This is a genomic window from Micromonospora peucetia, from assembly GCF_900091625.1.
GTDB lineage: Bacteria > Actinomycetota > Actinomycetes > Mycobacteriales > Micromonosporaceae > Micromonospora > Micromonospora peucetia.
Genome location: NZ_FMIC01000002.1, coordinates 3,665,537 through 3,680,137, shown reverse-complemented (window position 1 = coordinate 3,680,137; position 14,601 = coordinate 3,665,537). Strand labels below are relative to the sequence as shown.

The window sequence follows — 14,601 nt, the reverse complement described above, 5'->3', positions numbered from 1 at the left end:
CGCACAAAGCCAACGATCCGCGTACTCGCGCGGGTGAGAGCCGGCGATTCGCGTACTCGCACACACGAAAGCGGCGATCCGCCTGCGCGTCAGAGGGCGGCGATGCTCGCCGGCGCCCGCTCGGCCCGGCTCAGCGCGCGCAGCACCGGCGCCTGCCCGTGCCGGCGTACGGCGAGGCGGGCCAGCAGCGTCAGCACCGGACCGACCGCCTCGTCCGGCAGTTCCGGGGTGGGCACGCCGACGCTGACCGCGAGGTCGTCGGCGTGCACGACGAGTTCCATCAGCCGGGTGGCCAGGTAGTCGTCCAGGGTGAGCGACCACGGGCCACGGGCCACGTGCACCACCCGCTCGGGTGGCTCCGCCGGCAGTACGCCGACCAGTTCGCGCAGCGTGGCGGCGCACCGGTCGACCAGAGCGGCCGGACCGTCGGCGGCGAGGCCGTCGCCGGCGCGGCGGATGGCGACGTTCACCGTGGCGTCGACCGGGGCGCCGAGCCAGGTGCCGCGCGCATAGTGGTCGAGCAGCCCCACGGGGTCGCCGGCGGAGACGGGTGCGGCCAGCACGGCGGGGACGCCGAGCACCTGGCTGGCGAGGTGGCCGGCCAGGCCCCCCACGCCGAACGCGGGCAGCGCGCTCGGTTCGTCCCAGCGGGTCGCGACGGCGGGTTCGGCGAGCAGGTCCACCGCCGAACGCGCGGCGGTGAGATAGGCCGTCCTGATCGGACTCACGGCGGGTCCCTCCTTCGACGGGCGATCCCCCGAGCCTAGGGCCGGGTCCTCCGGTCCGCCGGACCCCACATTCGGGCCCGGCGGACCGGAGGGTGGTGCCGACCGGGTCACCCCGCGCGACCGCGCAGGTCACGCCCATCGGTCGGGCAGACTCGCGGTGTTGCCGGTCGTCAGGAAGTCCGCAACCCGTCGGTCGGAGTATGCGGTCGGCGGGACGGAACAGTCAGCGGGCGGTGCAGGTGACGGTGGCCGGCGCGGTGTTCGCCCCGGTCGTACTCCCCAGGAAGCCGGCGGTGGCGGTCGCACCCGCACCGAGGGCGCCGTTCCAGCCGGCGTCACGGACGGAGACGGTCGCCCCGGTCTGGGTGTGGGTGCCGCCCCAGAGCTGGGTGATCTTCTGACCGTCGGGGAAGGTCCAGCCCACCGTCCAGCCGGCGATGGCCGAGCTGCCGGCGTTGCGGACCACCAGCTCCCCCTGGAAGCCGCCCTGCCAGGAACCGGTCACCCGGTAGGTCGCGGTGCAGCCGCCGGTAGGTGGTGGAGTGGTCGGGGGCGCGGAGGTGGGCGGCGGAGTGGTCGTGGGGGGCGGAGTGGTCGGCGGTGGGGTGGTGCTGGTCGGCGTCGGATCGGGCGTACCGCCGAGCCGGTCCGCCACCAGGATGCCCCGGCCGTTGGTGCCGAGGTAGACCCGGCCGTAGACCCGGGGGTCACCGGTCAGGGCCTCCCCCGCGTTGCCGTACTGGTGCTGGTCGTCGTTGATCCGCACCCAGGTCGCACCCGTGTCGTCGGAGCGGTGCACGCCGGGCTGGCCGTCGACGGTGCCGAAGAGGTAGAGCGCCGGGTACGTCCGGCCGGGCGCGGCCCTGCCGAATCCGACGTTGCCGGCGGTGCTCACCCCCGCCAGCTTGGTGAAGGTGGCCCCGGAGTCGGTGGATCGCCACAGCCCGCCCTCGCCGGCCAGCCACAGCTCGCTCTCCCGGCCGGGCAGCGCCTTGAACCTGACGGTGCCGGTGGCGGGCAGGCCGGCGGCGGCCGAGGCCGTGAAGCTGGCCCCGCCGTTGGTGCTGACGTAGAGCCGGCCGCCGGCGAAGCCGTAGAACTTGTTCGGGTTGACCCGGTCGGACTCGATCGTCGCGTTGGCCGGGACGCCCGTCGACGCGGTCCACGAGGTGCCGAAGCCGACCGAGTGCACCACCTGCTGGCCGGCGTCGCCCGGCGCCCAGACGAACCGGCTGCCGTCGGCCGACGCGGCGACCGTGCCGCCGCTGTTGACGCCGGACGGTTCGGTGCCCTGGAACCAGTTGGCCCCGCCGTCGGTGGAGAACGCGACGTGGCTGTCGCCCGGCCGGTCAGCGTCGGTGAAGTTGCCGGCCCGCACCAGCACGCCCGGCTTCGTCTCGGCGTAGTCCAGGCTGGTGGTGCTGGTGAAGGTGGGCTGGGTGAACATCATCGGTGGCACGGCGTCCAGGTCGGTGTGCCGGAAGCCGCCGATGTCGCCGAGCGCGCTGACCAGCGGCGCCCCGGACGGCGGGCTGACCAGGTCGAGCACCGCGGTCTCCTCCAGTCCTCTCACCATCGGCTTGATGGTGAACTGGCCGCCGGTGTCCCACCTGGTGAGGTCGGTGCTGCCGTAGATGGTCGCGCCGGTGCCGTACAGGAAGCGGTTGCTGTCGTGCGGGTCGATCTCGACCGACTCGTTCATCCAGCCCAGCTTCGGGGTCTCCTCCGGCGGGGACGGGTTGCTGCCGAAGGTCAGCCACGGCACCGTACTGACGTCCATGGTGTAGCGCTTGGTCTTGTTCGGGTAGCTGCCGAAATCCCAGATCCGGGTCCAGGTGGCGCCCCCGTCGGTGCTGCGCCAGAAGATCGCGTCCGGCCACCAGGAGATCTGCGTGGCCACCATCAGGGTGTTCGGCTGCTGCCGGTCGATGGTCAGGCCGCTGTAGCCGAAGTAGGCGTCGGTGCTGGTGGACGGGATCGGGCTGATCCGCGTCCACGCGCCGTTGGCCCGGTCGAACTTCCAGACGTCGCCCTTGCCGCCGTCGTACGGGCCGCCGGTGTCGCTGGTGGCGATGTAGAGGAAGCCGCCCACCGGGTCGACGACGCCCTTGTGCGCCAGGTAGCCGGTCGGCTGTCCGGCGATCCGCTCCCAGCTGGCGCCGCCGTTCGTGCTGCGGTAGACCGGGTTCTCCTTGTCGGCCACGCCGACGTAGACGGTCTGCGTGGCGTTGCCGGCCGTACCCGTGCTCTTGTCGAAGCTGACCCAGGTCAGGCCCTGGTTCTGGCCGTTGTAGCCGTTCGGGTCGCTGGGGTCGGCCCGGTAGTTGCCGACGTTGGGGAAGTTGGCCACCTTTGCCCAGGTCGCACCGAAGTCGGTGCTGCGCCACAGGCCGTTGCCGCCCTCGGCGCCGTAGTACAGGATGCTGTTCCGGTTGGGGTCGACGGCGAGCCGCTCGCCCATGCCCCGGCCGGGCATGTTGCCGCCGTTCTTGAACGGCAGCTCGGTGACCTGCCAGGTGGCACCCTTGTCGGCCGAGCGCAGGATCGCGCCGTTGTTCGGGTCCCAGTCGTTGGTGTACATCCCGACGGCCGCGTACACCCGGCTGGTCTGCACCGGGTCGGTGGCGACGCTGACCACGCCGTTCCAGCCCCACTTGTCGGCGCCGACCCAGTCCAGCAGCGGCGTCCAGGACTGCCTGGCCTGCTCCCACCGGTACATGCCACCGATGTCCGTGCGGGCGTAGATCAGGTTCTTCTCGGTGGGGTTGAAGACGATGCCGGGGACGAAGCCGCCGCCGTCGATCCGGACGTTCTTCCAGGTGTACGGCTCGGCGGCGGCTGCGGCGGCGGTGGGCGCGCCGGCCGCGGTGAACGGTGCCGCCACGACGGCCGCGGCGACGAGCAGCGCGGACACGACCGCGCCGACGTAACTTCTCCGCATCTGCGGTTCCTTCCGGGTTCGGACGCCGGGAGCGGACGTGGTGACGCCACGCCCGGCAACGGGGACGTGCGGAATCGCGCCGGAGCTGCCCTGCTCCGGGGCATCGGCGCGACGGCTCCCGCACCCGAGGAACGGGCTCACCCTAACCGATCCAGCACCCTCCATGGAAGCGCTCCCAGAAGTCGCCCCGGCCGGGTGAGGGGCTATCACCCCCGCCCGCGCCAGGATCGGTCCGGCAAACCCGTGCACCGGGCAGCTATCCCGTGAGGAGTGACAGATGGCAATCACCACGATCGGCCGTACCGACCAGGACATCCAGACGGCTGTCCTCGACGAGCTGACCTGGGAACCCCGGGTACGGCCCCACGAGATCGGCGTGACCGTCGCCGAGAGTGTGGTCACCCTGACCGGCCGGGTGGACAGCTATGCCAAGAAGTGGGCCGCCGAACGGGCGGCACACCGGGTGGCGCGCGTCCGGGCGGTCGCCAACGACCTGGCGGTACGGCTCGCCACCGGCGCCGAACGCGCCGACCCGGACATCGCCGCCGCAGCCGGACACGCCCTGGAGTGGGACGCGTTCGTCCCGCTGGAGCAGCTCGACGTGACCGTGTCGAACGGCTGGGTCACGCTGCACGGCGAGGTGGACTGGGAGTACCAGCGCCGCACCGCCGAACGCGCCGTGGCCCGGCTGACCGGCGTACGCGGAGTCAGCAACGGCATCACCGTCCGCCCCGACGCCCGACCGGACGGGCACGCCCTGGCGGTCCGGATCGTCGACGCGCTGGCCCGCAACCGGGCCACCGAGGCGGAGCGGATCACCGTCCGGGTGCACGGCGACACGGTGCTGCTCGGCGGGCTGGTCCACTCGATGCCGGAGCGGGCCGAGGTGGAACGGACCGTCTGGTGTGCGCCGGGCATCCGCGAGGTGCAGAACCACATCGCGGTCGCCCCGGTGCTGGGCTGAGCCGGACGCCGAACCACCCGGGCGGGGTGAGCCGTCCTCACCCCGCCGCCGGGAAGGCTGGACGACATGACTGAGGTGACGACCCGATGACGACCCCACTCCAGGTCACCGCCCGGCTGCGGACCCCGGTGACCGAGCACGACCACGCCCGCGGGCCGGTGGACGCGCCGGTGACGATCGTCGAGTACGCCGACTTCCAGTGCCGGTTCTGCGGGGCCGCGTACGCGAACCTGCGGGAGCTGCTGCGGCAGCGGGCCGACACGGTGCGGCTGGTGTACCGGCACTTCCCGATCACCAACATGCACCCGTACGCGGAGCAGGCCGCCGAGGCGACCGAGGCTGCCGGCCGGCGCGGGCAGTTCTGGGCGATGCACGACTGGCTCTACGAGCACCAGGACCAGCTCGACCCCGTGCACCTGTCGCTCGGCATGGAGCAGTTGGGCCTGCCCGCCGAAGAGGTCGCCGACGAGGTGGGGCGGCAGGCGTATGGCGACCGGGTGCGGCGGAACTTCGTGGGCGGCATCCGCAGCGGCGTCGACGCCACCCCCACCCTGTTCGTCAACGGCACCCGCCACGACGGCGACTACGACCTGGCGGACCTCCTGGCAGCCGTAGACGCTGCCACCCCCTGACCCCCACCCCGCACCCACCCAACCACCGCCTCCAGAGGCGGTGATCAAGAGGTTTGCGTCCTGGAAAGGGTCCTCCCGGGACGCAAACCTCTTGATCAACCAGGCGGAGGGGAGGCGGCGGGGAGAGATGGGATGGGTTAGATCAGGTGGAGGTCGCGGGCTCGGCGGACGGCTTCGCGGCGGCGGGTGGCGTCGAGCTTGCGGTAGATGTTGCGCACGTGGGTCTTGATCGTGTTGACCGACAGCGACAGCTCGGCCGCGATCTCCACGTTGGACAGGATGCTCTGCAGGTAGCGCAGGATGGTCAGTTCCCGCTCGGTCAGCGGCTCGTCCAGCGTCGCCGCCCCCCGCTCCGCCGGGGCCCGCTCGGCCGGCGCGTCGACGCCCCGGACCAGGTCGCTGACCATCGGCCAGTGTGCGGTGCCCGTGTCCAGGTGGGCGGCGAGCAGATCCCGGACCCCGGGTTCGGCGCGGGTGAACACCCGTCGGAAACCCTCCGGCCCGGCCAGGTCGAGGGCCCGCTCCAGGACCCGTCCGGCCCGCCGGTCGTCGCCCGCGCGCCGGGCCAGCACCGCGTCCAGCACGGCGGCCTCCAGCCGTACGGGCAGTGGCCACCCGGCCGCCTCCGGCGACTCCCAGTCCGGCAGCGCGTACCCGGCGGCGCGCGGGTCGCCGGCTTGCAGCTCCACCCGGGCCAGCGCGACCGCCAGCAGCGGGTCGGCCCCGTCGGGTACCCGCTCGGCGAGCAGGTCCCGGGCCGCGCCCAGGTCGCCCCGGGCCCCGCGCACATCCGCCTCGACGGCCAGCAGCCAGTACGTCAGCTCGCCGGCCCGGGGCCGATCGAGCAGCCGCTCCCGCGCCTCGGCCAGCACCCGGTGCCCCTCGGGCAGGTCACCGGCGTCGCGCAGCAGGTACGCCCGGCACAGCGCCGCCACCACCCCCACCACCGGAGCGTCGGTCACCGGCGCGGCCAGTGCCAGGTTCGCCCGCGCCTCGTCGGACTGGTCCCGGTGCAGCGCGACCAGGGCCAGCGCCAGGTACGCGTGGGCGCAGTCCTCCCGGCAGGACCAGCCGTGGCAGGGCGGCATGGCGAGGGCGTCCCGGGCGAGGGTCTCGGCGGCCCGCAGCTCGCCCCGCACGGCGTGCAGCAGGGCTGCCCGGCTGGCACAGACCAGCTCCGTACGCGGCCGTCCGGCCTCCCGGGCCGCCGACAGCGACCGGACGAAGGCGAGCCCGGCGGCGGCCAGGTCCCCGTCCGCCAGGTCGGCCAGGCCCAGCGCGGTGCCGGCCACCGCCCGCACGTCGGCGTCCTCGGCGGCAACGCCCCGGGGATCGGCCGGCATGGGTGCGACGCCCCCCGCATCGGCCGGCACCGACGCGTCTCCCAGGTCGGCCGGCGCCGACGCGTTGCCTCTGGTGGCGAGCAGCCGGGAGGCGGCGGCGCGTACCGCCTCGGGGTCGCCGGCCAGCCGGGCCAGGGTGAGTTCCAGCGCGGTGGCCAGCCGCCGGAACCGGTCCCGGTGGGGTGCGGGCAGCGTCCGGGCGGCCTCGACGGCGGCGTGCAGGTGACCGGCGGCAGCGGTGGAGTCGCCGGCCCCGGCCCGCTCGGCGGCGCAGGCCAGCCCCAGCTCCGGGTCGCGCGCCACGGCCTCCGGGGACGGGGGCGCGGGCGGGCGGGCGGCGGGCGTCTCCCGGTCGTACGGGACCAGCTCCGGCCAGCGGGCCACGAAGAGTGCGGTGGCCCGGTCGTGGTCGCCGCCGGCCAGCGCGTGCCGCAGCCCCTCGGCGGGCCGCCCGTTGTCGGCGTACCAGCCGGCCGCGCGCAGGTGCAGGTCGCGCAGCTCGTCGGCGGGCAGCCGGGCCAACTCGGCGTGCAGCAGGTCGGCCAGCAGCGGGTGGCAGCGGTACCAGGGTGGGCGGCTGTCGTCGCGGTGCAGCAGCCCACCGGCACCGGCCAGGCCGGCCAGCGTCTGCTCGGCGTCGGCCCGGCCGGTCAGCGCGTCGGCGAGGCCGGCGCAGACCGCTTCGGCGACGGCGGAGCGGCGCAGCACGTCGCGCGCGTCCGGGTCCAGCCCGGCGAGCACCTCCTCGCGCAGGTAGCCGGCCACATCCGGCTGGTCGCCGCCGAACTGCTCCGCCCAGCGGGCCGGGTCCGGCTGCCCGCGCAGCGCCAACGCCGCGAACCGGAGGGCCGCCGGCCAGCCGCCGGTACGTTCCCGCAGTCGGCGCACCCCGGCTGCCGGCAGCGCCACCCCGTGCGCGGTCAGCAGGTCGGCGACCTCGTCGCCGCTGAAAGCCAGCTCGTCGGGGCCGACCTCGGTCAGTTCCCCGGCCAGCCGCAGCCGGTGCACGGCCAGCGGCATCCCGGCACGGGCGCCGACCACCAGCCGCAGCCGCTGCTCGGCGTGGCGGAGCAGGAACTCCAGGCCGGTCAGCGCCTCCGGGTCGGTGATCCGGTGCAGGTCGTCCACGATCAGTAGCACCGGCCGGTCCCGGGCGGCGAGGGCGGCGGCCAGCACCTCCAACTGGTCGGGGCGGGGCGGCCGGCCGGGCACCGGCGGCCCCGCCCCGACCCCGGTGGGATCCACGACCGCGCGCAGCGCCGCCGCGAGGTAGGACCAGAGCCGGTCCCCGTCGTCGCCGGCCTCCACGGAAACCCAGGCCACCTGTGGCCCGTCGGGTTCCCCCGGGGCGCCGGCCGCCGCGCCGAAGTCGCCCGGGGCGGCGCCGGCCGGCCCGTCGTCCCGGGGCCCCTCGGCGGCGGCGGTCACCGGCCCCTCCCCCACCCGGCCCTGGCGCGTGCCGGCCTCACCGGCAGCCCGGAACCAGGAGGCGAGCAGCGTCGTCTTGCCCCACCCTGCCGGGGCACGCACCAGGGTGACCGGCGCGGCGGTCCCCTCGTCCAGCGTCCGCAGCAGCCGGGGCCGCAGGACCAGCGGCTCCGGCGGTGGCACCGGGCTCAGCCGGGACGCCAGCAACGGCGCATCCGCCGGCCCGCGGGCGACCGCGACGACTCCCGTGTCCCGTACGTCATCCGGCACCCGGCCCACCTCTCACGGACGCGTCCACTCCCCCAGGCCCTGCGGGCGGCGGTTACCCGACCCGGGCCCGTTCACCCCTTCGGGGGGAGCCGGCTTCACCCCTGCCCGGACCACCCTGGTCGTACGCGGACGACCGGCCGCGCGCACCGGTGCGCGTGCGGCGTCGGAGGGGACGGGAGGCGGGGCCGAGGTGGACGGGCGGGGACACCGGGGACGGACGGGACGCGTCGCGGGGACGACCGGGGTGCTGCTCGCCCTCGCGGCGGCGGGCCGGGCGCTGGCCGTACGGCGGCGAAAGTCGGCCTGGCCCCGCGCGGCGGGCCCCGATCCACACCCCACGCGCTGGCAGGTGGTGACCATCGACCGGGCGCCCGGCGAGGTGCTGCCCGGCGGTCGCTGGCCGGAGCCGCTGCGCCGGCTCGACGGCGCGGTGCAGGTCGAGCTACGGCCGGCCCCCGGCTGCCGGGGCACGGAGCTGGCCGCCCGGCCGCTGGCCGGCGCGGCGGCCCCCGCCGGGCTCGCCGCCCACCTGGCCGGCGACGATCCCGATCTGCTGGTCCGTCGGGCGCTGCGGGAGGTCAAGCAGCTCGCCGAGACCGGCGAGGTGCTCCGCGCGGACCGCTCCCCGGCCGACCGACCGGCGGGACCGCCGCGATGAGGGCGCTGTGCTGGGTGGGCACCGGCGAGCTGGCGGTACGGCAGGTGCCCGACCCGGAGCTGCGCAACGGCCACGACGTCGTCGTCCGGGTCCGGCAGAGCGCCACCTGCGGCGGAGACCTGCCGCTGCTGGCCGGGCGGGTGCCCTTCCTCGCCGTCGGGGACGTGCTCGGGCACGAGTTCCTCGGCGAGGTGGTCGACGTCGGGCCGGAGGTACGCCGGCACCGGGTCGGCGACCGGGTGGTGGTCTGCTCCTCGGTGGCCTGCGGCAACTGCTGGTACTGCCGGCGTGACCTGCACTCCTGCTGCGACAACGGCAGCGCCGACCCGGCGGTCGCCGAGGCGGCCTGGGGCCATCCCACCGGGGGCGCGTTCGGCCAGCCCCGGGCGTTGGGCGGCTTCGCCGGCAGCCACGCGGAGTACGTCCGGGTGCCGTACGCGGACGTCGGCGCGTTCACCGTGCCGGAGCCGGTCAGCGACGACCGGGCGCTGTTCGCCTCGGACGCCGCGCCGGCCGGCTGGATGGGCGCGGACCTCGGCCAGGTGCGCCCCGGCGACGTGGTGGCGGTCTGGGGCGCGGGCGCGGTCGGGCAGCTCACGGCGCGGGCCGCGCGGCTGCTCGGCGCGGAACGGGTCATCGTCATCGACGCCGAGGAGGACCGGCTGCGGATGGCCGAACGGCACGCCGGCGCGGAGACGATCGACCACCGGCTCGCCGACGTCCCCGCCGAACTGCGCGAGCGCACCGGCGGGCGGGGCCCGGACGTGTGCGTCGAGGCGGTCGGGGCGGCCTGGAACGGGCACGGCCCCCGGTCACTGGCCGACCGGTTCACCGGCGCCGCCGAGCGGCCGGCCGCCGTCCGCGAGGCGGTGCACGCCTGCCGCAAGGGCGGCTCGGTCTTCCTGCTCGGCGACTTCAACGGCTTCGTCGACGCCTTCCCGCTCGGAGCCGTGACCCACAAGGGGCTGACGGTGCGGGGCGCGCGGCAGCACGGGCAGCGCTACATCCCGATGCTGCTGGAGCGGATGGCCAGCGACGAGCTGCGTACCGAGCACCTGGCCACCCACCGGCTGCCGCTGGAGCGGGGCGCGGAGGGGTACGCGCTGTTCCGGGACCGGGCCGACGGCTGCGTCCGCGCCGTACTCAGCCCCGACCTCCCGCCGGACGGCGGCTGAGCGCTGCCCGCCGCTGCGGGTGGCGGCTGAGGCGGAGCGCTGCGACCCGTCGTGGCGGGTGGCAGACTCGGCGGATGCGTGAGCAGCGGGTGCACGACGTCGTCCTGTTCGGGGCCACCGGCTTCACCGGGGGGCTGACCGCCGAGTATCTGGCCCGCAACGCCCCGCCCGGGCTGCGCTGGGCGCTCGCCGGTCGCAACCCCGGCAAGCTGGCCGCCGTACGGGACCGACTGGCCGCGATCGACCCGGCGCTGGCCGGGCTGCCCCTGCTCACCGCCGACGTCACCGATCCGGAGTCGCTGCGGGCGGTGGCCGAGAACGCCCGGGTGGTGGCCACCACCGTCGGCCCGTACGTCCACCACGGGGAGCCGCTGGTCGCGGCCTGCGCCCGCGCCGGCACCGACTACCTGGACATCACCGGCGAATCCGAGTTCGTCGACCTGATGTACGTGCGCCACCACGCCGAGGCGGAGCGCACCGGGGCCCGGCTGGTGCACGCCTGCGGGTTCGACTCGATCCCGCACGACCTGGGCGTCTGGTTCACCCTCAGGCACCTCCCGGACGACGTGCCGGTCACCGTCGACGGCTTCGTCCGGGCGGGCGGGCGGATCTCCGCCGGCACGTACCACTCGGCGCTCACCGCCTTCTCCCGCACGGCACAGGCGTCCCGCGCGGCCCGCGAGCGGCGGCAGGTCGAGCCGCGACCGACCGGACGGCGGGTACGCGCGGTGCCCGGCCGGGTCGCCCGCTCGAAGGAGCTGGGCATGTGGATGGTGCCGCTGCCGACCATCGACCCGCAGGTGGTCCGCCGCTCGGCTGCCGCCCGCCCCGAGTACGGGCCGGACTTCCGCTACCGGCACTTCGCCGCCGTCAAGCGGCTGCCCACCGTGCTGGCGGGCGCGGTCGGGCTGGGCGGCCTGGTGGCCCTGGTGAAGCTGCCGCCGACCCGACGCTGGCTGCTCGGCCGGCTCGCCTCCGGGCAGGGGCCGACGCCGCAGCAGCGGGCGAAGTCCTGGTTCCGGGTCCGGTTCGTCGCCACCGGCGGCGGGCGGCGGGTGCTGACCGAGGTGGCCGGCGGCGATCCCGGCTACGACGAGACAGCGAAGATGCTCGCCGAGTCGGCGCTCTGCCTGGCCACCGACAAGCTGCCGGCCACCGCCGGTCAGGTCACCCCGGTCACCGCGATGGGCGACGCGCTGCTGGACCGGCTGGTGCGGGCGGGGATGACCTTCCGGGTGCTGGACACCCCGCACTGACCACCGGACCCGGCCGGCGCCGCGCCGACCATCGACCACCGACCCGGCCGGCCGGCCGTCTGGCCGGTCTTGCCCGTCGGCGGGTTGACCCTCGACCAGGTTGAGACGACAGGATCAGTGCCGTGGAGAGCGACCTGCGCAGCATCGGCGAACTGGCCCGGGCCAGCGGGCTGACCGTGAGCGCCCTGCGGTTCTACGACTCGGCGGGGGTGCTGATCCCGGCCCTGGTCGACCCGGTGACCGGCTACCGCTGGTACACGAACGACCAGGTGGTGCCCGCCCGGCTGGTGGCGGGGCTGCGCCGGGTCGGCATGCCGGTGGCCGAGATCGCCGCCGCGCTGCGGGTCGAGCCGGCGCAGGTGCACCGCCTGCTCGACGCGCACCTGCGCCGGCTGGAGGACGGCCTCGCCGACGCCCGTCGCGAGCTCTCCCGGATCCGTACGCTGATCGATTCCGAGGAGCACCCGATGACCACCCACATCATCCTGTCCCGCGTCGACCTGGCTGCCGCCGTGGACGCGGTCCGCTTCGCGGTCGGCGCCGACCCCGACCTGCCGGTGCTGGCCGGCGTGCTGTTCGAGTCCGACGGCGACGGCGTACGGCTGGTGGCGACCGACCGGCACCGGATGTCCATCGCACGGGTGGACGCCCGGGTCGACGGGCCGGCGGTGCGGGTGCTCGCCCCGGTCGCCTTCGTCGACGAGGTGCGAGCCTTGCTCGACCCGGGCGCGGGGAGCACCTCCGAGGCGCACCTGACCGTGGCCGGCGGGACGATCTCGGTCTCCGTCGCCGGCCGTACGGTCGACGCCGCCGCCCTGCCGTACGACTTCCCGGACTACCGCCGCCTGCTCCGCCCGACGCCCGACGACGGGCCGGCGCACCGGCTGACGGTCGACGCCGCCGCCCTGCGGGCGGCCCTGACCAGCGCCGACGCCCCCGTCGTCACCCGCCGGCACGACGACGCCCCGCTGTCGGTGACCGTGCTCGGCCCGGACGGCCGGGGCGGGGTGCGGCTGCTCGGGGCGGACGAACTGACCGGGCAGCAGGACACGTTCCGGGTCGGGGTCAACGGCGGCTACCTGCTCCAGGCCCTCGACGCGGCTGGCCTGGGCCAGTTGCTGCTGGAGCTGGACGGCCCGATCGCGCCGCTGGCGGTGCGCCGCCCCGACGACGCCGACGCCTTCTCCATCCTGATGCCGATCCAGCTCTGACCCTGCGCCCGACCTCGCCCACACCTTCTTAGCTGTAGGGAGGGGCCTTCCTGAACGCTATGCGTCAGGAAGGCCCCTCCCTACATCTTCCCGGCGGGGCGGTGGGTGGACCGGGCCGGGGCGCGACCGGGGCGCGACGGTAGCATCGGTTGGTCCACCCGACGTCCGGACGGAGCGTACGGAGCAGCATGCTCGACATGGAGTTGATCCGGAAGGATCGCGAGGCGGTGGCGACCGCGCTGGCGAAGCGACTGGATCCCGCCGAGGTCACCCGGGCCCTGGACGAGATCCAGCGGCTCGACCAGGAACGCCGCGCCCTGATCAGTGAGATCGACGGCGACCGGCAGCGCCGCAAGGCCGAGGCGCGTGCGTACGCGGCGGCGAAGCGCGCCGGAACCGAGCCGGAGGTCTCCGCGCCGGAGGCGGGCCGTAAGCAGCTCGCCCAGCTGGAGTCTGAGCTGGACGAGGTGCAGTCCCGGCTGCGCGGCGCGATGAGCGAGCTGCCCAACCTCCCCGCCGACGACGTCGTGCCGGGCGGCAAGGAGGCCAACCGGGTCGTCCACACCTTCGGCGAGCCGCCGGCCATCGAGAAGGTTCGCGACCACGTCGAGCTGAGCCGGATGCTGGGCCTGGTCGACCACGAGCGCGGGGTCAAGCTCGGCGGTTCCGGCTTCTGGATGTACACCGGCATGGGTGCCCGGCTGGAGTGGGCGCTGCTCAATTTCTTCATCGACGAGCACGTCAAGGCCGGCTACGAGTTCCTGCTCCCGCCGCACCTGCTGCTGGACACCGCCGGGTTCGCCGCCGGGCAGTTCCCGAAGTTCTACGACGACGTCTACCACCTGGACCGGGAGTCCGCCCCGCGCGGCCAGTTCCTGCTGCCCACCTCGGAGACGGCGATCCTCGGGGCGTACCAGGACGAGATCCTGGAGACGGCGAAGCTGCCGCTGAAGGCGTTCGCCTACACGCCGTGTTACCGGCGCGAGGCGGCCGGGTCGCACTCGGACGAGCGGGGCACCGTCCGGGGTCACCAGTTCAACAAGGTGGAGATCTTCCAGTTCTGCCTGCCGGATCAGGCCGACGCCGCGCTGGAGGAGATGCTCCTGCACGCGGAGAGCCTGGTCGAGAAGCTGGGCCTGCACTACCAGCGCAGCCTGCTCTCGGCCGGCGACGCCAGCGCGTCGATGAAGAAGACCCTCGACATCGAGGTGTGGATGCCGAGCACCGGCAAGTACAAGGAGGTGTCGTCGGTCTCCTGGGCCGGCGACTACCAGGCCCGCCGGGCGGCCATCCGCTACCGCGAGCCGGGCGGCAAGCAGACCCGCTTCGTACACACCCTCAACGGGTCGGCCCTGGCCACCAGCCGGCTCTTCCCGGCCATCCTGGAGCAGTTCCAGCAGCCCGACGGCTCGGTGCTGATCCCCGAGGTCCTCCAGCCCCGCCTCGGCACCAACCGCCTAACCCCCCGCTAACCCCACCCCACCCCACCCCGCCCTCGCCCCACCCCCGCCCCACCCGCACCCCGCCCTGCCCTCGCCGTCGATCTTGCCCTCGCCGTCGATCTTGCAGTTTTGGCCCTTGATACGGGCGGGATGCGGCTTTCGTCGGGGCAACAAGTGCAAGATCGGCGAGAGGTGGGGGCGACGAGGGCGGGGGCAGGGGCGGAGGGGGCGCGCGCCCTTGCTGTTGAGTCCGCGCCTGGACGCAGCCGACGGGTCGGCGTGCGGGGCGGGCCGTGGTCGTGGACGCAGGTGGCGTACGTGGCGGGCGGGCACTTCGTTCCGGTGAGGGCGACGCCCTGGTCAGGGGCATCCTTGGCGGCAATGATATTCAGATATGCCCATGTATTGACATCTCTTGCAATGCGCTTGTAACCTTTCGGAAATTTTCAAGCTGAATTGCAAGATCCGGGCACCACCGGGGCCGCCCTCGCCACCGGGGCCGCCCTCGCCACCACCCCGCCCCCCCACACCCCGCCCCCACACCCGTCAGGAG

10 protein-coding genes are annotated in these 14,601 nt (G+C 74.8%); 7 read left to right on the top strand and 3 right to left on the bottom strand.

The annotated features are described in order from the left end of the window. Window positions 1–89 precede the first annotated feature (89 nt). Both GA0070608_RS17225 and GA0070608_RS17220 read right to left on the bottom strand, forming a co-directional pair. Window positions 90–728: a maleylpyruvate isomerase N-terminal domain-containing protein gene (locus GA0070608_RS17225; protein WP_091629244.1), complete on the bottom strand. Its 639-nt coding sequence runs from the start codon at window positions 726–728 to the stop codon at window positions 90–92. A gap of 223 nt (window positions 729–951) precedes the next feature. Continuing rightward, the gene (locus GA0070608_RS17220) at window positions 952–3,669 is read right to left on the bottom strand and encodes a cellulose binding domain-containing protein (RefSeq protein WP_091629242.1); all 2,718 of its coding nucleotides are present in this window, start codon (window positions 3,667–3,669) and stop codon (window positions 952–954) included. Window positions 3,670–3,946: 277 nt separating this feature from the next. Between GA0070608_RS17220 and GA0070608_RS17215 the strand changes: the two genes are divergently transcribed. Both GA0070608_RS17215 and GA0070608_RS17210 read left to right on the top strand, forming a co-directional pair. After that, window positions 3,947–4,633, top strand: a complete 687-nt coding sequence (locus tag GA0070608_RS17215; RefSeq protein ID WP_091629240.1) for a BON domain-containing protein — start codon at window positions 3,947–3,949, stop codon at window positions 4,631–4,633. Between the two features lie 86 nt (window positions 4,634–4,719). Continuing rightward, complete coding sequence (locus tag GA0070608_RS17210; RefSeq protein WP_091629237.1) at window positions 4,720–5,265, top strand: DsbA family protein; 546 nt, start codon at window positions 4,720–4,722, stop codon at window positions 5,263–5,265. 137 nt (window positions 5,266–5,402) lie between these two features. Here GA0070608_RS17210 and GA0070608_RS17205 read toward each other — a convergent pair whose 3' ends face one another. Continuing rightward, window positions 5,403–8,315, bottom strand: coding sequence for a helix-turn-helix transcriptional regulator (locus tag GA0070608_RS17205; RefSeq protein WP_091629236.1), 2,913 nt, complete (start codon window positions 8,313–8,315; stop codon window positions 5,403–5,405). A gap of 181 nt (window positions 8,316–8,496) precedes the next feature. Between GA0070608_RS17205 and GA0070608_RS17200 the strand changes: the two genes are divergently transcribed. The 5 genes from GA0070608_RS17200 (at window position 8,497) to serS (ending at window position 14,078) form a co-directional block, all read left to right on the top strand. Continuing rightward, entirely contained in the window at window positions 8,497–8,964 is a 468-nt protein-coding gene (locus GA0070608_RS17200; RefSeq protein ID WP_425413235.1) for a hypothetical protein, read from the top strand. Continuing rightward, window positions 8,961–10,139 carry a zinc-dependent alcohol dehydrogenase gene (locus GA0070608_RS17195; RefSeq protein WP_091629233.1) on the top strand — a complete coding sequence of 393 codons (1,179 nt, stop codon included), beginning with the start codon at window positions 8,961–8,963 and terminating at the stop codon, window positions 10,137–10,139. Before GA0070608_RS17200 ends, GA0070608_RS17195 begins: the two co-directional genes overlap by 4 nt. Window positions 10,140–10,213: 74 nt before the next feature. Then, window positions 10,214–11,395: a saccharopine dehydrogenase family protein gene (locus GA0070608_RS17190; protein WP_091629231.1), complete on the top strand. Its 1,182-nt coding sequence runs from the start codon at window positions 10,214–10,216 to the stop codon at window positions 11,393–11,395. Between the two features lie 134 nt (window positions 11,396–11,529). Beyond that, window positions 11,530–12,606, top strand: coding sequence for a DNA polymerase III subunit beta family protein (locus tag GA0070608_RS17185; protein WP_091635339.1), 1,077 nt, complete (start codon window positions 11,530–11,532; stop codon window positions 12,604–12,606). A gap of 188 nt (window positions 12,607–12,794) precedes the next feature. Further along, window positions 12,795–14,078, top strand: coding sequence for a serine--tRNA ligase (gene serS, locus GA0070608_RS17180; RefSeq protein WP_091629229.1), 1,284 nt, complete (start codon window positions 12,795–12,797; stop codon window positions 14,076–14,078). Window positions 14,079–14,601 lie beyond the last annotated feature (523 nt).